Source organism: Streptomyces sp. PsTaAH-137, assembly GCF_003259365.1.
In the GTDB taxonomy this organism is placed as follows: Bacteria; Actinomycetota; Actinomycetes; order Streptomycetales; family Streptomycetaceae; genus Streptomyces.
The window spans coordinates 61,250-83,239 of the sequence record NZ_QLLY01000010.1 but is presented as its reverse complement, the minus strand read 5'-3'; the positions used below and the strand labels follow the sequence as shown (position 1 = coordinate 83,239).

The window sequence follows — 21,990 nt, the reverse complement described above, 5'->3', positions numbered from 1 at the left end:
CTGTCATTCGGGCCACTGTTCCGGCCGGATCCGGTGCCCGAAGCTGTCTGTCGTGACCACGACGCAGACTTCCGAACCCCTCGACACCCCCACCGGGGCCGCCGCCGGACGGCCGGGCTCCCGCTGGGCCTGGGCCGCCGCCGCGGTCACCTTCGTGACGATCATCGGGGCCGCCGCCTTCGCCTCGCTGCCGGGCCTGCTCATCGAGCCGCTGCACACCGAGTTCCACTGGTCGCGCGGCACCATCGGCTTCGCCGTGTCCGTGAACCTCGCGCTGTACGGGCTCACCGCGCCGTTCGCCGCCGCGCTCATGGACCGCTTCGGCATACGCAAGGTCGTGGCGGTCGCGCTGAGCGTCATCGCGCTCGGCTCGCTGCTCACCGTATGGATGACGGCGGCCTGGCAGCTCGTGCTGTTCTGGGGCGTGCTGGTCGGACTGGGCAGCGGTTCGATGGCGCTGGCCTTCGCCGCCACCGTCACCAACCGGTGGTTCGTCGCCCGGCGCGGTCTCGTCACCGGCATCCTCACCGCGGCCGGCGCCTCCGGGCAGCTGGTCTTCCTGCCGCTGCTCTCCTGGATCGTCGAGAAGCACGACTGGCGGCCCGCCGCGGTCACCGTCGCGCTGTCGGCCCTCGCCGTGGTGCCGTTCGTGTGGCTGCTGCTGCGCGACCATCCGGCCGACGTGGGGGTGCGTCCGTACGGGGCCGAGGCGTTCGTGCCGAAGCCCGCGCCGGTGACGGGGGCCGCGCGGCGGGCCGTGACGGTGCTCCTCAAGGCGGCCAGGACCGGGCCGTTCTGGCTGCTCGCCGGCACCTTCGCGATCTGTGGCGCCTCCACGAACGGGCTGGTCAAGACGCACTTCGTGCCCGCCGCGCACGATCACGGGATGCCGGTGACCGCGGCGGCGTCGCTGCTCGCCGTCATCGGGGTGTTCGACGTGGCCGGGACGATCGCTTCGGGCTGGTTCACGGACCGCTTCGAGGCGCGGCGGCTGCTCGCCGTGTACTACGCCCTGCGCGGGGTCTCCCTGATCTTCCTGCCGATGCTGCTCGCGCCGTCCGTCCATCCGCCGATGCTGTTCTTCATCGTGTTCTACGGCCTGGACTGGGTGGCCACGGTGCCGCCCACCATCGCCCTGTGCCGGGAGCACTACGGGGAGGACAGCGCGATCGTGTTCGGCTGGGTGCTTGCCTCGCACCAGGTGGGGGCCGCCGTGGTGGCCTTCCTGGGCGGGGTCGCCCGGGACGTCTTCGGGTCGTACGACGTGGTGTGGTACGCGTCGGGGGGCCTGTGCGCGGCCGCTGCGCTGATGGCGCTGGTGATTCGCCGGGGGGCCGGGGCGCGGGTGGCTGCCGCCTGAGGCCGTGGTGGGGCGCGGCTCTCGTCGTGGCGGGGCGCGCAGTTCCCCGCGCCCCTGGGTTGTTCGTTGGGTGCGGGCCGGTGGCCGCTTCTCGCGCGGTTCCCCGCGCCCCTGAAGGCATGCGCTTCGCGCGCCTTCCCCTTGAGGCTGCGCTCCGCGCGTCTCCCGATGGGGGCAGGGGTGGCGCGCCTCTCCACCGGGGTGCCGCGCGGGGTGCGCCTCTGTTGATGAGATGGCGCACGCAGTGCGCATCTCAGGGGCGCGGGGAACTGCGCGACCAGCCACGACGGTGGCGAGCTTGACGAACCGCTGCGTGAGAAGCGGGCACCGGTCGTCAGTCCTCCAGGGTGGCGAAGTGGCCCCGGTGGAAGAGGAGCGGGGAGACGGGGGGTGTGGGGGCGGACAGGGCCGTGATGCGGCCCACCACGATCAGGTGGTCGCCCCCGGTGTGCACGGCGTGGATCGTGCAGTCGATCCAGGCCGCGGCGCCGTCGATGCGGGGCGAGCCGGAGACCGGTGCCGCGTCGTAGGACACCCCCGCGAACTTGTCGGCCCCGCTCACCGCGAACCCCCGGCACAGCTCGCTCTGCTCGGCGGCGAGGACGTTCACGCAGAAGGTGCCCGCGCGGGCGATGCGAGGCCACGTCGTCGACGTACGGGCCACCATGAACGCCACCAGCGGCGGATCCAGGGAGAGCGAGGCGAAGGACTGGCAGGCGAAACCCGCCGGGCCGTCCGGGCCGGTCGCCGTGATCACCGTGACGCCGCTCGCGAAGGTGCCGAGCACCCGGCGGAACTCGGCCGGGTCGACCGGCGCCCGCTCGTCGTCGCCGACGGCGCGCAGATCCGGGCGGGGCAGCGCCTCCACGGGCCCGGACGAGGTGGGGGAGCCGACGGACCTGAGGTACCGGACGACGGTGGCCGCCATTCCTGCGTGTCCCATCATGGCGACATTGAAGCTGACGGACCGTCAGATAGGAAGGGGTGTGCCGGAGAGGCAAGAGATTCCAGTTTCAATCAACAGTTTGTTTATGCTCGCCGGGACCCGCCCGACCTGCACGGAGTACCCGAGTGAGCACCCCGACGCCCCGCCCGCACCCCCTGCACGCCCTGCGCGCCACCACCTTCGCGATCGGGGCGCTGCTGCTCCTGGCCGGGGTCGGGGTCCTGCTCCACCAGCCGTTGCTGATCCCGCCGCTCGCGGCCAGCGCCGCCCTGGTGCACGGTGCTCCGGGGCTGCCGATCTCCCAGCCGCGCAACCTCGTCGGCGGCCAGCTCCTCGCCGCCTGCGTCGGCTTCGCCACCCACGCGGTGACCGGCAGCACCACCTGGGGCGCCGCCGTCGCGGCCGGGCTCTCGCTGGGCGCGATGATGCTGACCCACCTGTCGCACTCGCCGGCCGCCGCGACCGCCGTGATCGTGGTGCTTCAGGGGCCGTCCCCGTGGCCGTTCCTGCCGCTGCTCGCGCTCGCCACCGTGCTGCTCGTGGCCATCGGGATGCTGCCGGGGCGCATCGGGGGCCACGCGGTGCGGTATCCGCTGGCCTGGTGACCGAGGGGCGGGGAGCCCTGGTTCACCTGCCCTCGTACGTGGGTGAGCGCCGCTCCACGAAACTCGCCACGCCCTCCTGCGCGTCCCGCGTCGTCATGTTGATCTCCTGGGCCGTCGCCTCCGCCGCGAACGCGGTCGCGCGGTCGCTGTCCAGGGAGGCGTTCACCAGGTGCTTGGTGAGGGCGAGGGCGCGGGTCGGGCCCGTGGCGAGGCGTTCGGCCCACTCGCGGGCCGTCTTGGCCAGGTCGGCGTCCGGGACGACACGGTTGACCAGGCCGAGGGCTTGGGCCTCGGTGGCCGGGACCGCGTCGCCGAAGAACATCAGCTCCTTGGCGCGCTGGGGGCCGATCAGGCGGGGGAGCAGGTAGGCGCCGCCGCCGTCCGGGACCAGGCCGCGGCGGGCGAACACCTCGATGAACCGCGCCGACTCCGCCGCCAGGACCAGGTCGCAGGCCAGCGCCAGGTGGGCGCCTATGCCGGCTGCGGTGCCGTTGACGGCGGCGATCACCGGTTTCTCGCAGTCGAGGATCGCGGCGATGAGGCGCTGGGCGCCCTGTCGGATGGTGCGGGCCACGTCGCCGGGGATGCGGTCGGTTGTGGTGGGGGCGCCTCGTAGGTCGGCGCCCGCGCAGAAGCCCTTTCCTGTGGCGGTGACGACCACCGCGCGGGTGGTGGGGGTGGTGGTGGCTTCTTCGAGCAGCGCGATGACGCGTTCTCGTTGGTCCCAGGTGACGGCGTTCATGGCCTCCGGCCGGTTGAGGGTGATCCAGGAGACGCCGTTCTCGACGCGGTGCAGTACCTGTCGGTCCAGGGGTACGTCTGTCATGCGGGGTCCGTTTCAGGTGCGGGTCGGATGGGGTGGGGCCTTCGTCCGCGGGCCGGTGGCCGCTTCTCGCGCAGTTCCCCGCGCCCCTGAGATGCGCACTTCGTGCGCCATCTCATCAACGACAGAGGCGCGGCGGGGCCGCAGCCTCTGTAGGGGAGGCTGCGCGCAGCGCATGCCTCAGGGGCGCGGGGAACTGCGCGATCAGCCACGACGGTGGCGCGCCCGCAGGACGGGGTGCTGTCACCGGCACACCGCCAAGGCGTCCAGCGCCACGGCGCCCTGCCCGCGTGGCAGCACCATCAGCGGGTTGATGTCCAGTTCGGCCAGGTCGGAGCCGAGTTCCAGAGCCATGCGCTGCACCCGTAGGACGACCTCCACCAAGGCGTCGATGTCCGCCGGAGGCGCCCCCCGGACCCCGTCGAGAAGCGCCCGCCCCCGCAACTCGTCGAGCAGCGCCCGAGCCTGGTCCTCGCCGAACGGCGGCACCCGCACCGCGGTGTCCCGCAACACCTCGACCAGCACCCCGCCGAGCCCCACCGTCACGGTCGGCCCGAACAGTTCGTCGTGGGTGACGCCGACGACCATCTCCACGCCCCGCTCGACCATCTGGCAGACGAGGACCCCGTCCAAGTCGATTCCCTCGTACCGCGCGATGTCCGTCAGCTCCCGGTAGACGTCCCGTACCTGGCTGGCCGAGGTCAACCCCACCTTCACCAGGCCCAGTTCGGACTTGTGGGCGAGCTGCGGCGCCGACGCCTTCATGACGACCGGGTAGCCGACCTGGGAGGCCGCGCGGACTGCCGCCGCGGCGCTGGTCACCAACTGCTCGCGCGGGACACGGATCCCGTACGCGCGCAGCAGCTGCTTCGCCGCGTGCTCGCTGAGTTGGTGCCCGGGCCGCATCAGGTTCTGCGCCTTGCGGAAGGAGGGGGAGGGCCCGCGCGGGGCGTCCTCGAACGGGGAGCGGTAGCGGGCCGTGAAACGGTGGTGGTCGAGATAGGCGCGGACGGCCCCGATGCAGTTGCCGAAGGTACGGAAGGTCGCGACCCGGGACGAGCCGAGCAGCGTCTCCCGGTAGGCCGGCTCGGTGCCCACCGGCGAGCCCCACACCACGCAGATCAGCTTGTCCGTGCGCTCGGCCGCGTCGACCAGGTCCTGCGCCAGCTTGTCGCTCATCGGCGGGAACGGGCCGGTGATCGGACAGATCAGCACCCCCACCGACGGGTCGTCGAGGATCGCGTCGATGATCTTCGGGCCGCGCCAGTCGCCGACCGGGTGCCCGCCGTTGTCGACGGGGTTGGCGACGTTCAGGTACTCCGGTATCCACTGGTGCAGCTCCGCCTGCTTGGCGGCGGAGAGGGCGGGGAGGGTGAGCCCGGCCGCCGTGGCGAGGTCGGAGAAGTGGGCGCCGGTGCCGCCGGAGATGGAGTAGACGACCACGCCGTCGGCCTTCGGCGGCCTGGCACGGGCCAACAGGGCGGCCGTGTCCTGGAGTTCGTCGAGACCGTCGACCCGGATCACGCCGAACTGGCGCATGGCCGCGTCCACGACCGTGTCCGCCCCGGTCAGCTTCCCGGTGTGGGAGGCGGCGGTGCGGGCGCCCGTCTCGGTGCGGCCCACCTTCACGGCGACGACCGGCACCCCCTCGCGCGCCGCCCGGTCCGCGGCGAGCAGGAAGGAACGGCCGTCCTTGAGCCCTTCCACGTAACAGGCGATGGCGCCGACCTCGGGCCGCTGGGCGAAGTACGAGATGAAGTCGGAGGTCTCCAGATCGGCCTCGTTGCCCGTGGGTGCCCAGTGCGAGAGCCGGATGCCCAGCTCCTGGAGGGTGAAGACGGGCCGGCCCTGGTGGCCGGACTGGGTGATCAGCGCGATCGCCGGTCCTTCGAGGTCGTCGCGGAACTCCTCGAAGGCGTTGAGGTTGGTGTTCGGGCCGAGCAGCCGCAGCCCCGAGCGTTCGACCGCCGTCGCGAGGCGGGCCTGCGCGGCGGCGCCCTCCTCGCCGGTCTCGGCGAACCCGGAGGCGAAGGCGACCGCGAACTTCACCTTCGTATCGGCCAGTTGCTCGATGACGGGCAGCGGATCGGCGATCAGCAGCACCGCCAGGTCCACCTGCTCCGGCAGGTCCGCGACCGACGCCGAGCAGGGCAGCCCGAAGACGGTCGCCCGGGTCGGGTGCACCGGGTACAGGCGGGCGCCGACCCGCTCGGCCCAGGCCATCAGCTGCCGGGTGATCCCGGTGTTGGGCCGCCCCTCGGCGTCCGAGGCGCCGACGACGGCGACGGACTCGGGCCGGAAGAACCGGTCCAGGTCCACCACGTCGGCGTGCAGCGGACGGCCGCTGACGTCCACGTCGTCGGAACCGGCCCTGCCGTGCACGGCGGGGCCGGGCTGCTCTCCGCAGGCGATCACGCGGGCCCGGCGGGAGTCGGTGGTCAGAGTGCCGTACGTCGATCCAAGCATCGCTCCGCCCGCTCCTCCTGTGTGACAGCAACGACTGAGGCCCGAGGCTCCGGACCGTAACTGACGCACTGTCAGATTACTGAACTGACGCTCCGTCAGGAACAGGGCTGCACGCAAAGGCTGGGTGGGGCGGGCGGTTCGCCGGCTCCTGGAGACTCTTCCCAGCGGGCGGGGCGCTCAGTGCGGCGGGGGAGGAGTCCCTACCGGAGCTTCACTTCCCGCCCTCCCAGACGAACCCGTCCAGGTCGGTGAAGGACGCGCCCGTGCCGTTCACGACGATGTGGTGCGCGCCCGTGCCGTCGTCCGTGACACCGAGGTCCTTGGCCAGGCCGCGGCGCTTGTAGAGCGCCAGCTTGACGGGACCGGCGCCGGGGGCGAACTCGGCGTACTTGCCGCCGAAGCTCTTGGCCACGCTCAGGCCCCGCTCGACGTAGAACTGCTTGGTCGCCTTCACGTCCTCCACCCCGAGCAGCAGGACGAAGTCGTCGATCTCGCGGGTGGCCGGGCCGGTGTCCTTCTTCGCGGAGGTCGCGATCTTCCAGATGGTGCCGTCGGGGGCCCGGACCACACCGCCGTAGCCCCACAGGGACTTGGTGGCGGGCTTGAGGACCGTGGCGCCGGCGTCCACGGCGGCGCCGACGAAACCGTCGACGGTGGCCGGTCCGGACACCGTGAGCGCCAGGGTGAAGCCGCGGAAGCCGTCGGCGGGCGCCTCGCACTTCTGGAGGCGTACGTACGCGTCCACGCCGAAGGCGCTGTAGAAGGCGGTGGCGGCCTCGACGTCCGCCACCTCCAGGGTGACGGAGGTGAGGGCGACGGGGGCTGTGGTGGAAGCGGTGGTTGCCATGCCTCAGACGCTAGGCGGGGCACGGCCGCCACCGCTTCTCGAATCCTGACCGGTTGTCCCGGGACCGGCCGCTACAGGGCCGCGGCCACCTCCTTGGCCACCCGCTCACCGGAGCGCACCGCGCCGTCCATGTACCCGCACCAGTACGCCGACGTCTCCGTGCCCGCCCAGTGGATCCCGCCCACGGGCGTGCGCAGCGCGGCGCCGTACTGGGTGAGGACGCCGGGCGGCGCGTAGGCGACCGGGCCGCCGCGCGAGAAGCCCTCGTTGTCCCAGCGCTGGAGGACGAAGCCGGTGGGGCTCGCCGCCTTGTCGCCGAAGTACGTCACGTAGTCCTTCAGGACCGCCGCCTTCACCTCGGCCTCGGACAGGCCGTCGTTCGCCCGCATCCGGTCCGCCTCGATGAAGCCCATCAGCGCGCCGTAGGAACCGTCGGGCGGCGAGTTGTCGAAGGAGGAACGGACGGTGCCGGTGTCGCTGACGACCTGCCCGTTGAGCCCGTCCGCCCGCCAGAACGGGGTGTCGTACACCGCGATCGCCTTGCCGATCGAGCCCATCGGCAGCCGCTGGGCGAGCTGGTCGCGGGCGGCCGGGAGCAGCGGGTCGAAGTCGATGCGGGCCGCGAGCGGCGGCGGGACCGCGACCACGACACGGCTCGCGGTGACGGTGACGCCGTCGGCCGTGACCGTGTACCGGCCGCCTGCGCCCCGGGTCACCTTCCGCACGGGCGAGGAGAGCCGGACCGTGTCGCCCAGGCGTGCCGCCAGCTTCAGCGGGACCTGCTGCGAACCGCCCACGAAACGGGTGGCCTGCGCGCCGTCCGCCGTCTCCGTGAGGCGCTCCAGGGTGCCCGGCGTCGACTCGTTGCCCGCGCTCGCGATGTAGAACAGGACGTAGAGCAGGGAGAGTTCACGCGGCTGCGCCGAGAAGACCGAGGTGCAGGCGACTTCCAGGAGGAAGCGCGCGGAGGGGATCACCGCGTTGGCGCGCAGCCAGGTCTCGAAGGTCTGGCGGTCCCACTCCTCGGCCTTCGGCGCGGTCCAGGGCGCCTCGACCGGGACCTTCTTCGCCATGTCGTCGAGCAGGGCCTGCACGGCGGCGGCGTTGGCGAGGCCCGCCGCGTCGATCGGCGGGACCGAGCCGAGGAGGCCGTCGGTGGCGTACGGGGTGCGCTTGCCGTCCTTGTAGAGGACGTTCTTGCCCGTGTTGTACGTCGGGAACGTCTCGACCCCGAGGTCGTCGGCGAGGGCCCTGATCCGGTCCTGGGTGGGGCCGATGAACTCGCCGCCGCCCTCCGTGGTGCCGCCGTTCGGCAGCTTCAGGTTCACGACCCGGCCGCCGACGCGGTCCCGTGCCTCCAGGACCAGGACCTTCTTTCCGGCGGCGGTCAGGTCGCGGGCCGCCGTGAGGCCGGCGAGGCCGCCGCCGATGACGGCGACGTCGACGTCGACATCTACGGACCGGGTGTCCGCGGCGCGGGCCGTTCCTGTGCCGGTGGCCAGGAGGGTGGTGGCCGCCGCGCCGCCGAGGAGGGCGTGGCGGCGGGTGAGGTCTTTGTTGAGCGGGTGTCTTTCGCGTGGCATTGCGTTGTACTCCGTCTCGCTCGTGGTGACCGGTGTTTTCCGGGGTCCGGACATCGGGCGACGACCGGCGGGGCTTCCCCCGGGTTGCCGTTCGTCTGCGACCCGGTGGCCGCTTCTCGGGCAGTTCCCCGCGGTCCGGGGTTGTTTGTCGTGTGCGCCCCGGTGGCCGCTTCTCGCGCAGTTCCCCGCGCCCCTGTCGGGTTGTCTCTCGGGTGCGCCACCGTCGTGGCTGGTCGCGCAGTTCCCCGCGCCCCTGAGGCATGCGCTTCGCGCCGCCTCCCCTCGAGGCTGCGCTCCGCGCGCCTCCCGATGAGGCGGCCACGGTGCGCGTCTCTGATGTCCCGGCGGTGGCGCGCCTCTCTGGTGACCCAGCGGGGGTGCGCCTCTCTTGATGAGATGGCGCACGAAGTGCGCATCTCAGGGGCGCGGGGAACTGCGCGAGCAACCACGACGGTGGCGCGCTCGAAGAACGACCTAGGGGCGCGGGGAACTGCGCGGCCAGCCACGACGGTGGCGCGCGTGAAGAACTGCCTAGGGGCGCGGGGAACTGCGCGATCAGCCACGACGGTGGCGGGCCCGGGAGACGGCCCAGGGGCGCGGGGAACTGCGCGAGGGGGCGGCACCGGGGCGCGCACGGTCGGGGGGCGCGGGTGGTGGTCAGACGTGTTTGGCCACCGCCCTGCCGATGCGGTCCGCGTCGCGGGCCATTTCGCGGAACATGCCGGAGATCGGATTCGTGTAGCCCTGGAAGTAGAGACCGGGCAGAGGATGCGGAGTACGAGGGCGGCCGGTCGCCGGGTCCAGGGCGCCGTCGAGGTGGCCGACCAGATTCTCCAGGCCCTGGCGGTAGCCGGTCGCCGCGATCACCGTGTCGGGGGTGAGCCGGGTGCCGTCGGCGAGGACCACCGTGTCACCGTCGAACGACGCGACGGCGCCGACCGGTTCGACCTTCCCGCGCTGGACGGCGTCGATGAGCCCGACGTCCTGCACCGGGATGGACCCGTCCCGCACGCGCGAGTACAGCCCCGTGTCCGGGCGCGGCAGACCGTGGGCGGAGAGGTCGGGGACGCTCAGCTTCCCCAGCGGCTCGGCCAGCCGGTCCACCAGGGACACCGGCAGCCGGCGGCAGAGGATGCCGGTGAGCTGGGCGGGCCAGCCGAGCGTGGAGCGGCGCACGATGTGCGGGGCGGTGCGCACGGCGAGCCGGACCCGGGCGGCGCCGCCCTCGGTCAGGTCGACGGCGATCTCGGCGCCGGTGTTGCCGACGCCGACGACGAGGACGTCCTGCCCGGCGTACGGGACCGGGTTGCGGTACTCGCTCGCGTGCAGGAGCCGCCCGGTGAACTCCGCCCGGCCGGGCCAGTCGGGCAGCCGCGGGGTGTGGTTGTAGCCGGTGGCGACGACGACGGCGTTCGACGTCAGCTCGCGGCCGCCGGTGGCCCGCAGGTGCCAGCCCGTGCCGTCGGCGGTGCGCTCGACGCGTGTCACCTCGACGCCGGTCACCACCTCCAGATCGTGGAACTCGGCGTACTTCTCCAGGTACCGCACGACGTCGTCGCGGGAGACCCAGCGGCCGAAGCGGCGCGGGATGGGCAGGCCGGGCAGCGCGGACAGGCGGCGCGTGGTGTGCAGGTGGAGCCGGTCGTAGTGGGCGCGCCAGGAGGCCCCGACACGGTCCGACTTCTCCAGCACGACGGCGCGTACGCCGTGTGCCTTCAGGCTCGCGGCGGCGGCCAGGCCGCCCGGGCCGCCGCCGATGACGTACACCGGGGGGCGTTCGTGGCTGCGGGCCGGCGTGGGGTGGGCGTCGGTCATGAGCGGAGCGTAGATCGACGTTCCGGTTGATGGGGTCCGGTCAAAGAGGAAACCGGTTGCGGATTGATCACGGGGTTTCGGGGGTCGTCCGCGCCCTTGCGGGCGGGTGCCGGATGCGGTGAACTGACGTACCGTCAGATACGCGAGGAGGGGCCGGACTTCATGAATGCGATGGGCCTCAGTGGGGCCGAGTGGCTCGCCGTGCTGCGGATCGGGCTCGGCCTGTGGTGGCTGGAGAGCTGGCGGCACAAGGACAAGAAGGGCTGGTTCGAGCGCGGCACCGGGATCGCGTGGGCCGCCGACGTCGCGGGCAAGCACAGGTGGAACGCCGTCCGCAGCGGCTTCGACGTCGTCGTGAAGCCGCGACCGAGGACCATGGCGTACGTGGTCGTGTACGCCGAACTCGCCCTGGGACTCGGCCTGGTGCTGGGGTTCCTGACCCCGGTCGCGCTGGTCGGCGGGCTGCTCCTGAACCTCCTCTACTTCACGCTCATGATCCACGACTGGGCCGAGCAGGGGCAGAACGCGATGATGGCGCTGATCTCGGTCGTCGCGCTCTTCGCGATGTCCTGGCAGACCTGGTCGCTCGACCACGCGATCGGACTGTTCTGATGGGGACGCGGTACGACCTGCCCGACGTCGACGCCTTCACCCGGCCCTACTGGGAGGCCGCCGCCGAGGGCACCCTGCTGCTGCGGCACTGCGCGGGGTGCGGGCGCGGCCACCACTATCCGCGCGAGTTCTGCCCGTACTGCTGGAGCGAGGACGTCCACTGGCGGCCCGCCTCGGGCCGGGCCACCCTCTACACCTGGTCCGTCGTCCACCGCAACGACCTGCCGCCCTTCGGCACCCGGACCCCGTACGTCGCCGCCGTCGTCGATCTCGCCGAGGGGCCGCGGATGATGACCGAGGTGGTGGAGTGCGGGGAGGACGCGTTGCGGGTGGGGCTGGAACTGGAGGTCTGCTTCCGCGCGGACGGGGACGGTGAAGACGGGGTGACGGTGCCGGTGTTCCGGCCGGTGGCGGGCGGTTAATGCGGGTGCGGGGGATCGCGGGCGTCGCCATCATGAGCGGATGACGCCCCTCGCACCTGCCCACGCTGCCGCCGGGACCTGGGAACTCTTCACGGATCCTGGGGAGTTCGACCGAGCCGCCGGACCCTATCTGCGCTCCGATCCGGCCCTGCACACCGTTCAGCTGACCGTGACCGCCGGGCTGCTCGCCGACGAGGCACGCTTCCAGGGGGTGGAGGCGAGGTTCGGCGTGTGGCGGGACGGGGCCGGGCAGGTGGCGGGCAGCTTCCTGTGGACGCCGCCGCATCCGCTGACCGTGAGCCCGCTGGGGGAGGAAGCCGCCGAGGGGCTGGTCGCCGCGCTCGACGGTGCCGCGCCGAAGGGGGTCGGCGGTGTTGTCGAGGGGGCGGAGGCCGTCGCCCGGGCCTGGGCACGGCGGCGTCCCGGGGGCGCCGTCGAGCAGCGGTTCGCGCAGCGCCTCTATCGGCTCGGCACCCTCACTCCGCCTCGGCCCGGCCCCGCCGGGCGGGCGCGGGTGGCCGACTCCGGTGACCTGGAGCTGCTCATCGGCTGGATCCAGGACTTCCACGAGGCCGTCGGCGACGAGTCCGATGCCGAGCGCATCGCGGGTGTGATCGAGGGGCGCCTCTCCTACGGCGGGCTCACCCTCTGGGAGACCCCCGACGGCACTCCGGTCTCGCTCGCGGGTGTTCAGCGGCGGACGGCGGGGTCGGTGCGGGTGGCTCCTGTCTTCACGCCTGAGGAGCGGCGCGGGCGGGGTTACGGTGCCGCCGTCACCGCCGAGGTCAGTCGGGCCGCGGTGGCGGGCGGCGCCGACGAGGTGGTCCTCTTCACGGACCTCGCCAACGAAACGAGCAACGCCCTCTACCAACGTCTCGGCTACCGCCCGGTCCGTGACTTCGCGGTCTGGGCCTTCGCGGAGGGGGTGTGACGGGTTCGTCGCCGAGTGCGGCTCACGTCGTGGCTGGCCGCGCAGTTCCCCGCGCCCCTGAAGGCATGCGCTGCGCGCAGCCTTCCCCTGAGGCAGCCGCCGGCGCGCCTCCCGAGAAGGCACCGCCGACGCGACTCTCCACCCGGGTGCCGCGCGCGGGGTGCGCCTCTCTTGATGAGATGCCGCACGAAGTGCGCATCTCAGGGGCGCGGGGAACTGCGCGGCCAGCCACGACGGTGGCGCGCTCGGAGGACGGCCCAGGGGCGCGGGGAACTGCGCGAGAAGCGGTCACCGGGCCGCACGTGAAGAACAACCCAGGGGTGCGGGACCCCGCCCGGCGTCGGTCACGGCCACAAGAGTTCCTTGCGCCAGGCATCGTCGGTGCGGCGGTACCTGAGGCGGACGTGGCGCCGGCGCGCGTCCCCCTGGAAGAACTCCACCTCGTCCGGCTGGAGTGAGTACGCCGTCCAGGACGGCACCGGTGCGTCCGGCTCGTGCCCCGCCCGCTCCCACGCGGCCTGCGACTCCCGTTCCAACTCCGCCAGGGAAGGCAGCACTTCACTCTGCCGCCCGGTCAGCGCAGCGGCGAGCGCTCCGGTCGAGCGGGCGTGCAGATCGGCCTGGGCCACGGCGGAGGGCGCCGTGCGGACGGGGCCGCGGACCCGGACCTGCCGGCCCTGCACCGGCCAGTAGAAGCCGAGCGCGGCGTAGGGGCGGGCGGCCAGCTGGCAGCCCTTGGCACTGCCGGAGTGCGAGGCGAACGTCCAGCCGTCGGCCGCGTCGGCGCCGTGCAGCATCACCGTACGGACATCGGCCCGCCCCTCGGCGTCGCTGGTGGCGAGCGAGGGGGTGTGCGGCTCGGTCTGCCCGGCCGCCACGGCCGCCGCGAACCACTCCACGAACAGCGGGAGCGGTTCGGCGGGCGCGGCCGCGGGGTCGAAGGCGGGCAGCTCGGTGTCCCAGACGCGCAGGGAACGCAGCAGGGCTTCGAGGTCGGGGCGGGGCGGGAGGTCCGGGGTCATGGGGCGATTGTCCCTCGGAGGCCCGTCACGGGTCGGGCTCGCCACAGGGCCGGACGATCTTCCTTCGTTCAGGCCTACTTGGCCGTCGGCGGCCGGTGTTACGGTTCCGTCGACCGAGATACGGGGGTATCAAGTGATCACGGCTGTCGCGACCTTCATATTCGTTCTGCTGGCGCCACAGATGGAGTGGTACGCGAACATTCCCTTCCTTCTCGTCGTGGGTGTCTGTCTCCTCGCGGACGCGGCGTCGAAGAAGAGGCGCGTCCGGTTCTTCGCCCTCGTCTACCTCCTCCTCGTGGACGTCGCCGTGCCCTACGAGGCGAGCCGCAAGGACGGCTGGAACTGGGTCGTGTGGGTCGACATGGTTCTGCTGCTGGTCGTGACCCTCCTGTCAGTGGGGCTGGCCCGCACGGCCAGTCAGGAGAACGCCGCCGGAGCCCGCCCGGCCCCCTTCTCGGTGGCCCCCAACCGGCCGCTCGCCGCGCCGCGCCGGCACACGGCCCGCGTGGAAGCCCTGCGCCGTCAGGCCGAGCGGGCCAGGTCCCGCCGCCGCTGACCGGGCGGCGCGACAGACAGGACCGGCCGCTCGCGGAGCGTCACGCGCCCCCCACCACATCGAACACCTGCATCTGTACCCCGTTCGCATAAGCCGCCTGCTCCACCAGCTTCAGCTTCCGGGTGTCCTGGTCCGCGGTGCTGAACAGGCGCTTGCCCGCGCCGAGGAGGACGGGGAAGACCAGGAGGTGGTAGCGGTCGATCAGGCCCGCGTCGGAGAGGGCGTGGTTCAGGGCGATGCTGCCGTGGACGATGATCGGGCCGCCCTCGGTCTCCTTCAGCGCGGCCACGTCGTCGAGCGACCGCAGGATCGTGGTCGGGCCCCAGCCGGAGACCAGCGCGTCGTCGGTGAGGGTGGTCGAGACGACGTACTTGGGGAGGTTCTTGTAGTCGCCGAACTCCTCCATGGCGGGCCACACCGGGCTGAACGCCTCGTAGCTGGCCCGGCCGAGCAGCATCGCCGACGCCTCCTTCTGCTCGCGGCCCTTGATCTCGAAGGCCTCGGGCACGAAGTCGATGCCCTTGAACGTCCAGCCGGCGTTGCGGTAGCCGCTCTCTCCGCCGGGGGCCTCCATCACGCCGTCGAGGGAGACGAAGGCGGTGCTGATGAGCGTACGCATGGGGCTTCTCCTGGTTTCTCGGCCGGTCGCGCCGTCTGGCGGGCCTCGGCATCCTCAGCTCCTACGCCCATGATGACCGCCGCCGACAAAGAAACTCATCGGTGAGTGCGCCGGCCCTCACTCCCGGCCCAGCACCACCGTTCCGGACGAGCAGAACCAGCCGCCCGTTCCGGAGGCCACGGCGAGGGCGGGCAGTGAGCCGTCGGGCCTGCGCACCTGGTGGCCGCCCGCCTCGCCGCGCAGCTGCCGCACCGCCTCCACCAGCAGGAACAGTCCGCGCATCCCGGGGTGCTGGGCGGACAGGCCGCCGCCGTCCGTGTTCGTCGGCAGCTCGCCGTCGCGCAGCAGCCGCCCCTTCTCGACGAAGGCGCCGCCCTCGCCCTTGGCGCAGAAACCGAGGTCTTCGAGGGTCACCAGCGTCATGTACGTGAAGGCGTCGTAGATCTCCGCGATGTCGATCTCGGCCGGTGACACCCCCGCCCGCTCGAAGGCGAGACGGCCGCTCACCGCCGCCGGGGAGACCGTGAAGTCGTCCCACTCCGACATCGTGGTGTGCGAGACGTGTTCGCCCGTGCCGAGAATCCAGACGGGGGCCGTCGCGCAGTCCGGCACCAGGTCCGCGGCGACCATCAGCACGGCCGCGCCGCCGTCGGAGCGGATGCAGCAGTGCAGCTTGGTGAACGGGTCGGCGATCATCGGCCCGGCCAGCACCTCGTCGACCGTGATCGGGTCGCGGAACATCGCGTCCGGGTTCGCCGCCGCGTTCTGCCGGGCCTGGACCGCGACCTGGGCGAGCTGGTCCAGGGTGGTGCCGTACTCGTGCATGTGGCGGCGGGCCGCCATCGCGTACTTGGCGATGAGCGTGTGCCCGTACGGAACCTCGAACTGGAGCGGGCCGCGGGCGCCGAAGGACAGGTTCGAGGTGCGCCGCCTGGCCTTGATGTCGGCGCGGGCCGTCGAGCCGTAGACCAGGAGGACGGCGCGCGCGTGCCCGGCGGTGATGGCGTCCGCCGCGTGCGCCGCCATCACCTCCCAGGTGGAGCCGCCGACCGAAGTGGAGTCCACCCAGCGGGGTTTGAGCCCCAGGTACTCGGCGACCTCGACCGGTGCGAGCGTGCCGAGCCCGGCGCTCGCGACTCCGTCGATGACGTCGGGGGTGAGCCCCGCGTCGGCCAGGGCGCGGCGGGCGGCCTGGGCGTGCAGGGCGTAGGGGGTGGCCTCGTCGACCCGGCCGCAGTCGGAGAGCGCGATGCCCGTGATGGCGACCTTGTTCTGGGAGCCCGTCATGAATCTGACGGTACATCAGATAACTGGGAGGTGGGCAGAGGGAATCGGGAGGCGGAAATCTCTGGGCATGCGCGGCCCCGCGCTCTAACATGACGCCCCGTCAGAAAGGGGCCCGCATGGACGCCACGTTCACCGAGGAACAGCAGGAGATCCGCCGTACCCTGCGCGAACTCACCACGAAACGCTGCACCCCGGACGACGTCAAAGCCGCCACCCGCACCCCGGCAGGCCACGACCTCGCCCTGTGGGGCGCGCTCGGCGCCGAGCTCGGACTGCCCGGCCTGGCGCTGCCCGAGCGGTACGGCGGGGTCGGCGCCACCGTCACGGAACTCGCGCTCGCACAGGAGGAGTTGGGGCGGGCCCTGGCGCCCTCCCCGCTCTTCGCGACCTGCGGACTCGCCGCCCCGCTGATCGCCGCGCTCGGCACCGACGCCCAGCGGGAAGCGCTGCTCGCGCAGATCGCGGCCGGCCGCCTCGCCGCCGCCCTCGCCGTCCCCGGCACCGGCCTGGCCACGGCCCTCGGCCTGGTCGCGGAGAACACCGGCGACTGGGCGGGCGGCGGGCGCGCGGGCGGCGTCCAGGCCCGCCGGGCGGACGGCGCCTGGCACCTGTACGGGCAGGCCGAGCAGGTCCTCGACGGGCACAGCGCGGGCCTCCTCCTCGTCGCCGCGCACACCGGCGGCTTCGCCCGCTCCCGGACCCTGCTGTTCCTCGTACGGGAGGACGCAGCCGGACTCGTCCGCACCCGGCAGACCTCGCTCGACGAGACCCGGCCACAGGCCCGCCTCGAACTGCGCGATGTGCCGGCCGAGTTGCTGGGGGAGGAGGGCGGTGACGTGCCCGGCGCGCTCGCCGCCGTCGGGGACACCGCCGCCACCCTGCTCGCCGCCGACGCGGTCGGCGCCGCCGACCGGGCCCTGGAGCGGACCGTCCAGTACGTCAAGGAGCGCGAGCAGTTCGGGCGGCCCATCGGCTCGTTCCAGGCGGTCAAGCACCGGCTCGCCGATGTGTACGTGACCGTGCAGGCCGCGCGCTCCGCCGCGTACTACGCGGCCTGGGCGGCCGGGGACACCGGGGACACCGGGGGCACGGGCGGTGAGCGGGCCGGCGGGCTCGCGCTCGCCCAGGCACTGGAGGCGCTGCGCACCGCCGCCGCCGAGGCCGTCCAGCTGCACGGCGGCATCGGCTTCACCTGGGAGCACGACGCCCATCTGTACCTGAAGCGGGCCGCGGGCGACGAGCTGCTCTTCGGGCCCGTGCACCTGCTGCGGGCCCGCGCCGCGCAGACCGCCGGGCTGTTCGGCCCGGCCGCCGCGGTGAGCGCCTGATGGCGGCGCCGGGGCTCCGGCTCGTGCAGAAGGTGTCGTCGACCAGGACGTTCGCCCGGCTCGCCCCGCACGTCATTCCGGCGATGGACCGCACCGTCCACCGGCTGACCAGGGGAAAAGTGCTGCTCAGCGCGCAGATGCTGCCCGGTGTCATCCTCACCGCCCGCGGCGCCCGCAGCGGCCTCGAACGGCGTACACCGCTCGCCTGCATGCCCGAGGAGAGCGCGGGGACCTGGCTGCTGATCGGGTCGAACTTCGGCCGGCCCGGACATCCGGCGTGGACCGCGAATCTGCTGGCCCACCCCGACGCGGAGATCAATTGGCGCGGGAAGGACATTCCGGTCACCGCCCGGCTGCTCAACTCGGCCGAACGGAAGGAGGCTTGGGCGGCGGCGCTGAGATTCTGGCCGCCCTATGCCGCGTATCAGGCCCGGATCGACCGGGAGATCAGGCTGTTCCGGCTGGAGCGGCGCACGCCCTGACGCGGGCGAGTACGGGAGACCGGCTCCAACGGCAACGGCGGCGGCTCACGCTGATCACGCGAACCGCCGCCGTCCGACAGGACCGGGGAAAGAAGTGCCGTTACTTCGTCGGCTTCTTTCCGGTCACGCCCAAGTGGACCAACAGCGCCAGGTTCGGCTTCAGTTCGGCCTGCTTGACGCCCCAGGTCTGGAAGCCCTTCTGGTGCGAGGCGACCGCCGCGAGCATCGCGACCAGTGAACCCGCCACCGCGGCGGGGCTCACGTCCTTGTCGACCTTGCCCTTGTCCTGAAGGTCCTTCACCGCGTCGGCAAGGGAGTTGTTCACCGAGTTCAGGATCTTCATGCGGAGCTTGTAGAACCGCTTGTCGCCCTCGGCCGCACCGAGGTCGACGACGCGCAGAATCGCGTCATTCTTGCGCCAGAACTCCAGGAACCCGTCCACGAGTTCCTGCGCGGTCGCCCAGCCGGCCTTGCCGACCCAGGAGCGGTCGGCCACGAGACCGGTCAACTCGGCCCCTTCGGCCGCCATTTGCTCGGCGATCTCCAGGACGGCGCCCTCGACGTCCGGGAAGTACTGGTAGAAGGTCGCGGGCGAAGTGCCCGCCTTTCGCGCGACATCAATGACTTTGACGTCCCGGTAGGGCGAGGAGCTGAGCATCTCGCCGAGGCAGTCGAGCAGCTTCTGACGTGTCGCCTGACCACGCCGTCCGGCCACACGACCGTCGACGGTACGTACTTGTCCTGTCATGCCGTCAGCTTACCGAGGGGTGATCGGAGCGCGATCTGGCCGACTGCAAATGGGGTTGGAGCCCATGAAACGGGACCGGTCACCGGTCGAAACCGGTACGAGCGACGACCGGATCTGGCCATTCGTACGAATGTGAACAGTGGGGCCCTGACCTGCGTGGCTAGCGTGCCGCCATGGCCCCCGTACGCAGCGCGTTCCCGGAAGGCGCCCCGTGCTGGGCCGACGTCCAGCTGCCGGACGTCGAGACGGGCAAGCGCTTCTACGGCGATCTCTTCGGCTGGACCTTCGACGAGGGCGCCGGGGCCGAGCGGGGCTACTACACGGCGGCGTACAGCGCGGACCGGGCCGTCGCCGCCCTCGCCCCCCTGTTCGGCGGCGCGGGACCGGCCTGGACCGTGCATTTCGCCGTCCGGGACGCCTACGCCACCGCCGCCCGGGTCACCCGCTCCGGCGGCCGGGTGATCACCGGCCCGCTCTCCCTGGGCACGGCCGCCACCATGGCGCTCGTCACCGACCGTGACGGCGGGATCTTCGGACTGTGGCAGGCGGGCAGCGACCTCGGCTTCGAGGTGGCGGGGGAGCCCGGCGCCTACTGCTGGACGGAGCTGGTGGTCCGGGACACCGCACGCGCCGACGCCTTCTACGAGACCGTCTTCTCGTACGCGGCGGAGGACGCGGCCGAGGACGCAGCCGGGGACGCAGCCGAGAACCCAGCCGAGGACGCAGCCGGGGACGCGGCCCGTGACGGGGTCGTCGGGGGTACCCGCGACGGGCTGCGGCTCTGGGCGCCCGCCGGGACCGTCCCGTCCCCGACCACCGCGGTCGCCGGCCGCCGCGCCTCCCCCGGCACGCCGCTGACCGGGCGTTTTCTCGTGCACTTCGGCACCGCGGAGCTGGAGGCCACCACCGCGGACGCCCTCCGGCTCGGCGGCGAGATACGGGTTCCGGCGCACCCGACCGGGTCCGGCAGGGTGACCGTGCTCGCCGACGACCAGGGCGCCCTCTTCGCCCTGCGGGAGGTGTGAGACACCCCGATGTGCCCCCGGGTTCGCAACCGGGGCCCCGGACAGGAAGAATCGGGGTGCGTGCCGCCGTAGCGCTTCGGTGGTGAGACGCTGTCGGGGGCCGTGAGTGCGGTGGCCCCGTACGGGGAGGTGGCAGGCGAGTGGTGGATCAGCTGACGCAGCACGATCCGAGGCGGATCGGTCCGTTCGAGGTCCTGGGACGGCTCGGCGCGGGCGGCATGGGTCTGGTCTATCTGGCACGCTCGGCCTCGGGCCGGCGCGTGGCGATCAAGACGGTGCGCACGGAGCTCGCCGAGGACCAGCTGTTCCGGGTCCGGTTCACGCGCGAGGTCGAGGCGGCCCGGGCGGTGTCCGGCTTCTACACGGCGGCCGTCGTCGACGCCGATCCCCGCGCGGCCGTGCCGTGGCTCGCCACCGCGTACGTGCCCGCGCCCTCCCTCGAAGAGATGGTGAACGACTGCGGGCCGCTGCCCGCCCAGGCGGTGCGCTGGCTGGCGGCCGGTGTCGCCGAGGCGTTGCAGTCCATCCACGGCGCGGGCCTGGTCCACCGCGACCTCAAGCCGTCGAACGTCCTCGTCGTCGAGGACGGCCCGCGCGTGATCGACTTCGGCATCGCGTCCGGCGTCTCCAACACCCGCCTCACGATGACGAACGTGGCGGTGGGCACGCCCGCCTACATGTCGCCCGAGCAGGCGAAGGACTCCCGCAGCGTCACCGGCGCGAGCGACGTGTTCTCGCTCGGCTCCACTCTCGTCTTCGCCGCGACCGGCCACGCGCCGTTCCACGGGGCGAACCCGGTGGAGACCGTCTTCATGCTGCTGCGCGAGGGCCCCGACATCGAGGGCCTCCCCGACGAGCTGCGTCCGCTGATCGAGTCCTGCATGAAGATGGAGGCGGGCCTGCGCCCGTCCCCGGCCGACCTCCAGGCGCAGCTCGCCCCGCACCTCTTCGGCTCCGGCAGCGACGACAGCGGCACCGCGTCCGCGTGGCTGCCCGAGCGGTCCGTCGCGATGATCGAGTCCCGGCGCGGCAGCCGCACCGTGGTGCGCCCGCAGGCGTCCCGCGGCCCGGGCCCGATGCCCGCGATGCCGCCGCAGCCGCCCCCGTCACCCGTCTCCACAGACGGCTGGCGCGGCTCGCCCGTCGCGTCGCCGGTCGCCGCCCCCGCCGGGCCCGGCCGCGCCGCCGACGGGCCGGTCCACCTCGCCGGGGCGCAGGTGCCGATCGGCCCCGGCCCCCGGGTCGCCGACGCCCGCGCCGCCGCCGTGCAGGCGCCGCCCGCCGAGTCCGGGCTCGCCGCGTCCTGGTCCCGCGGGAAGCCGTCCGTGAACGGTTCGCCCGATCCGGTGGTGCCCGCGCCCACCCCCGCCCCCGCGGAGGGCCCGGCCGGCTGGCGCCCGTGGCGGTTCCGCATGTCGAACGACGTGTGGGGCACCCCCAAGGTCGCCGGCGACCTCGTCTACGTCACCTCCTTCGAGGTGCACGCCCTCGACACGGCCACCGGACGGCGCCGCTTCAAGACCCGCGACGTCGCCTGGTCGCTGACCGTCGCCGACGGCATCATCCACGCCTCCGACGGCCCGACCCTGTGGGCCCTCGACGCCCGCGAGGGCTCCGACCTGTGGCGGCTCCAGACCGACGCCTGGGTCTACTCCGTCCAGGCCGGCCACGGCACCGTCGTCACCGGCACCCGCGGCGGCGGCGCCCAGGCCCGCGAGGCCGTCAGCGGCGACCCGCTGTGGGAGCTGACCGGCTGCCAGACCGACTTCGAGACGCCCGAGGCGGGCCCCGTCGTCCACGAGAACACCGTCTACGTGTGGCAGGACGCGCGGCTGCGCGCCCTGGAGGCCCGCTCCGGCGAGGAACGCTGGTCGTACCCGGTCGGCGACGCCGCCTCCTGCGGCGGAGTGCCGGTCCGGCTGACCCCCGCCGACGACGGATACGTGTACGTCGCCGCCGGCACCCGGGTCCTCGCCATCGAGGTCGCCACCGGGCAGGTCCGCTGGCACTTCGAGGCACCGGCCGTCTTCCTGAGCCCGCCCGCGTTCGTGCCCGGGCCCGCCGTCACCGGAGGCGGGGTCTACCTCGTCGACCACCACGGCACGGTGTACGCGCTCGACGCCGCCGACGGCCGCGACCGCTGGCGCATCGCGACCGAGGCCCGGCCCTCGGCCGTGGACCCGGTCCTCGTCGCGCGCGGCCACGTCCACGTGGGCAGCGGGCAGGGGCTCTACACGCTGGACGCCGTGACCGGCACCCCGAAGTGGCGGTTCCAGGCCGGCGGGGACATCGTCGGCTCCCCGGTCGTCGCCGACGGCCGGATCCACTTCGGCTCGACGGACCACCTGCTCTACACGCTGAAGGCGGACGACGGCCGGCTGCGCTGGAAGCTGGCGACCGGCGGCGAGATCACCGGAACGCCCGTCGTCACCGACGGCGTCGTCTACGCGTGCAGCAAGGACCGCTGCGTGTACGCGCTGGACGCGGAGAAGGGGACCGGGACCAGCCGTTAG

Annotated in this window: 20 protein-coding genes; 10 read left to right on the top strand and 10 right to left on the bottom strand. The window is 72.9% G+C overall.

The genetic code is table 11. The annotated features are described in order from the left end of the window. The first annotated feature begins 52 nt into the window (after positions 1–52). Positions 53–1,360, top strand: a complete 1,308-nt coding sequence (locus K377_RS22630; protein WP_111665300.1) for an MFS transporter — start codon at positions 53–55, stop codon at positions 1,358–1,360. Between the two features lie 334 nt (positions 1,361–1,694). On the opposite strand, the gene K377_RS22625 is transcribed toward K377_RS22630, so the two are convergent. Beyond that, positions 1,695–2,303, bottom strand: coding sequence for a flavin reductase family protein (locus K377_RS22625; protein ID WP_111665521.1), 609 nt, complete (start codon positions 2,301–2,303; stop codon positions 1,695–1,697). A gap of 128 nt (positions 2,304–2,431) precedes the next feature. Here K377_RS22625 and K377_RS22620 point away from each other — a divergent pair, with 128 nt between their 5' ends. Continuing rightward, on the top strand, positions 2,432–2,911 hold the full coding sequence (locus K377_RS22620) for an HPP family protein (RefSeq protein ID WP_111665299.1): 480 nt from the start codon (positions 2,432–2,434) through the stop codon (positions 2,909–2,911). A gap of 22 nt (positions 2,912–2,933) precedes the next feature. Here the strand turns inward: K377_RS22620 and K377_RS22615 are convergent, their stop codons facing one another. From K377_RS22615 to K377_RS22595, 5 genes are all read right to left on the bottom strand, one after another. Then, entirely contained in the window at positions 2,934–3,737 is an 804-nt protein-coding gene (locus K377_RS22615) for an enoyl-CoA hydratase/isomerase family protein (protein WP_111665298.1), read from the bottom strand. Positions 3,738–3,977: 240 nt separating this feature from the next. Further along, the gene (locus tag K377_RS22610; RefSeq protein ID WP_111665297.1) at positions 3,978–6,200 is read right to left on the bottom strand and encodes an acetate--CoA ligase family protein; all 2,223 of its coding nucleotides are present in this window, start codon (positions 6,198–6,200) and stop codon (positions 3,978–3,980) included. A gap of 211 nt (positions 6,201–6,411) precedes the next feature. Beyond that, the gene (locus tag K377_RS22605) at positions 6,412–7,047 is read right to left on the bottom strand and encodes a glyoxalase (RefSeq protein ID WP_111665296.1); all 636 of its coding nucleotides are present in this window, start codon (positions 7,045–7,047) and stop codon (positions 6,412–6,414) included. Between the two features lie 71 nt (positions 7,048–7,118). Further along, entirely contained in the window at positions 7,119–8,630 is a 1,512-nt protein-coding gene (locus tag K377_RS22600) for an FAD-dependent oxidoreductase (protein WP_111665295.1), read from the bottom strand. Positions 8,631–9,287: 657 nt separating this feature from the next. Further along, positions 9,288–10,445, bottom strand: a complete 1,158-nt coding sequence (locus K377_RS22595) for an NAD(P)/FAD-dependent oxidoreductase (RefSeq protein ID WP_111665294.1) — start codon at positions 10,443–10,445, stop codon at positions 9,288–9,290. 162 nt (positions 10,446–10,607) lie between these two features. On the opposite strand from K377_RS22595, the gene K377_RS22590 reads away from it, so the two are divergent. Genes K377_RS22590 through K377_RS22580 form a run of 3 tightly spaced genes read left to right on the top strand, consistent with a single transcriptional unit; the run spans position 10,608 to position 12,410 of the window. After that, positions 10,608–11,057, top strand: coding sequence for a DoxX family protein (locus K377_RS22590; RefSeq protein ID WP_111665293.1), 450 nt, complete (start codon positions 10,608–10,610; stop codon positions 11,055–11,057). Beyond that, positions 11,057–11,479 (top strand): Zn-ribbon domain-containing OB-fold protein, encoded by a 423-nt coding sequence (locus K377_RS22585; RefSeq protein ID WP_111665292.1) that lies wholly within the window; start codon positions 11,057–11,059, stop codon positions 11,477–11,479. Before K377_RS22590 ends, K377_RS22585 begins: the two co-directional genes overlap by 1 nt. A gap of 40 nt (positions 11,480–11,519) precedes the next feature. Then, positions 11,520–12,410 carry a GNAT family N-acetyltransferase gene (locus K377_RS22580; RefSeq protein ID WP_111665291.1) on the top strand — a complete coding sequence of 297 codons (891 nt, stop codon included), beginning with the start codon at positions 11,520–11,522 and terminating at the stop codon, positions 12,408–12,410. A gap of 344 nt (positions 12,411–12,754) precedes the next feature. On the opposite strand, the gene K377_RS22575 is transcribed toward K377_RS22580, so the two are convergent. Next, entirely contained in the window at positions 12,755–13,432 is a 678-nt protein-coding gene (locus K377_RS22575; protein ID WP_111665290.1) for a pyridoxal 5'-phosphate synthase, read from the bottom strand. A gap of 133 nt (positions 13,433–13,565) precedes the next feature. On the opposite strand from K377_RS22575, the gene K377_RS22570 reads away from it, so the two are divergent. Beyond that, positions 13,566–13,988, top strand: a complete 423-nt coding sequence (locus K377_RS22570) for a hypothetical protein (protein ID WP_111665289.1) — start codon at positions 13,566–13,568, stop codon at positions 13,986–13,988. A gap of 40 nt (positions 13,989–14,028) precedes the next feature. Here the strand turns inward: K377_RS22570 and K377_RS22565 are convergent, their stop codons facing one another. Together K377_RS22565 and K377_RS22560 are read right to left on the bottom strand one after the other, a co-directional pair. Then, positions 14,029–14,607: a dihydrofolate reductase family protein gene (locus tag K377_RS22565; protein WP_111665288.1), complete on the bottom strand. Its 579-nt coding sequence runs from the start codon at positions 14,605–14,607 to the stop codon at positions 14,029–14,031. Positions 14,608–14,724: 117 nt separating this feature from the next. After that, a complete protein-coding gene (locus tag K377_RS22560) occupies positions 14,725–15,894 on the bottom strand; it encodes an acetyl-CoA acetyltransferase (RefSeq protein ID WP_111665287.1) in 1,170 nt (389 codons plus the stop codon). 116 nt (positions 15,895–16,010) lie between these two features. Here K377_RS22560 and K377_RS22555 point away from each other — a divergent pair, with 116 nt between their 5' ends. Together K377_RS22555 and K377_RS22550 are read left to right on the top strand one after the other, a co-directional pair. Continuing rightward, the gene (locus K377_RS22555; RefSeq protein WP_111665286.1) at positions 16,011–17,222 is read left to right on the top strand and encodes an acyl-CoA dehydrogenase family protein; all 1,212 of its coding nucleotides are present in this window, start codon (positions 16,011–16,013) and stop codon (positions 17,220–17,222) included. Beyond that, complete coding sequence (locus K377_RS22550) at positions 17,222–17,704, top strand: nitroreductase family deazaflavin-dependent oxidoreductase (protein WP_111665285.1); 483 nt, start codon at positions 17,222–17,224, stop codon at positions 17,702–17,704. Before K377_RS22555 ends, K377_RS22550 begins: the two co-directional genes overlap by 1 nt. 100 nt (positions 17,705–17,804) lie before the next feature. On the opposite strand, the gene K377_RS22545 is transcribed toward K377_RS22550, so the two are convergent. Beyond that, on the bottom strand, positions 17,805–18,452 hold the full coding sequence (locus K377_RS22545; RefSeq protein ID WP_111665284.1) for a TetR family transcriptional regulator: 648 nt from the start codon (positions 18,450–18,452) through the stop codon (positions 17,805–17,807). Between the two features lie 173 nt (positions 18,453–18,625). Between K377_RS22545 and K377_RS41735 the strand changes: the two genes are divergently transcribed. Together K377_RS41735 and K377_RS22530 are read left to right on the top strand one after the other, a co-directional pair. Further along, on the top strand, positions 18,626–19,477 hold the full coding sequence (locus K377_RS41735; protein ID WP_161195083.1) for a VOC family protein: 852 nt from the start codon (positions 18,626–18,628) through the stop codon (positions 19,475–19,477). A gap of 140 nt (positions 19,478–19,617) precedes the next feature. Beyond that, complete coding sequence (locus K377_RS22530; RefSeq protein ID WP_111665281.1) at positions 19,618–21,990, top strand: PQQ-binding-like beta-propeller repeat protein; 2,373 nt, start codon at positions 19,618–19,620, stop codon at positions 21,988–21,990.

Excerpts from the sequence above, each read along its gene's own strand:
- K377_RS22555 (WP_111665286.1), top strand. The coding sequence starts at position 16,011 with ATGGACGCCACGTTCACCGAGGAACAGCAGGAGATCCGCCGTACCCTG.
- K377_RS22600 (WP_111665295.1), bottom strand. The coding sequence starts at position 8,630 with ATGCCACGCGAAAGACACCCGCTCAACAAAGACCTCACCCGCCGCCAC.
- K377_RS22605 (WP_111665296.1), bottom strand. The coding sequence starts at position 7,047 with ATGGCAACCACCGCTTCCACCACAGCCCCCGTCGCCCTCACCTCCGTC.
- K377_RS22560 (WP_111665287.1), bottom strand. The coding sequence starts at position 15,894 with ATGACGGGCTCCCAGAACAAGGTCGCCATCACGGGCATCGCGCTCTCC.
- K377_RS22550 (WP_111665285.1), top strand. The coding sequence starts at position 17,222 with ATGGCGGCGCCGGGGCTCCGGCTCGTGCAGAAGGTGTCGTCGACCAGG.
- K377_RS22615 (WP_111665298.1), bottom strand. The coding sequence starts at position 3,737 with ATGACAGACGTACCCCTGGACCGACAGGTACTGCACCGCGTCGAGAAC.
- K377_RS41735 (WP_161195083.1), top strand. The coding sequence starts at position 18,626 with ATGGCCCCCGTACGCAGCGCGTTCCCGGAAGGCGCCCCGTGCTGGGCC.
- K377_RS22590 (WP_111665293.1), top strand. The coding sequence starts at position 10,608 with ATGAATGCGATGGGCCTCAGTGGGGCCGAGTGGCTCGCCGTGCTGCGG.
- K377_RS22565 (WP_111665288.1), bottom strand. The coding sequence starts at position 14,607 with ATGCGTACGCTCATCAGCACCGCCTTCGTCTCCCTCGACGGCGTGATG.
- K377_RS22610 (WP_111665297.1), bottom strand. The coding sequence starts at position 6,200 with ATGCTTGGATCGACGTACGGCACTCTGACCACCGACTCCCGCCGGGCC.
- K377_RS22585 (WP_111665292.1), top strand. The coding sequence starts at position 11,057 with ATGGGGACGCGGTACGACCTGCCCGACGTCGACGCCTTCACCCGGCCC.
- K377_RS22625 (WP_111665521.1), bottom strand. The coding sequence starts at position 2,303 with ATGGGACACGCAGGAATGGCGGCCACCGTCGTCCGGTACCTCAGGTCC.
- K377_RS22545 (WP_111665284.1), bottom strand. The coding sequence starts at position 18,452 with ATGACAGGACAAGTACGTACCGTCGACGGTCGTGTGGCCGGACGGCGT.
- K377_RS22580 (WP_111665291.1), top strand. The coding sequence starts at position 11,520 with ATGACGCCCCTCGCACCTGCCCACGCTGCCGCCGGGACCTGGGAACTC.
- K377_RS22595 (WP_111665294.1), bottom strand. The coding sequence starts at position 10,445 with ATGACCGACGCCCACCCCACGCCGGCCCGCAGCCACGAACGCCCCCCG.
- K377_RS22575 (WP_111665290.1), bottom strand. The coding sequence starts at position 13,432 with ATGACCCCGGACCTCCCGCCCCGCCCCGACCTCGAAGCCCTGCTGCGT.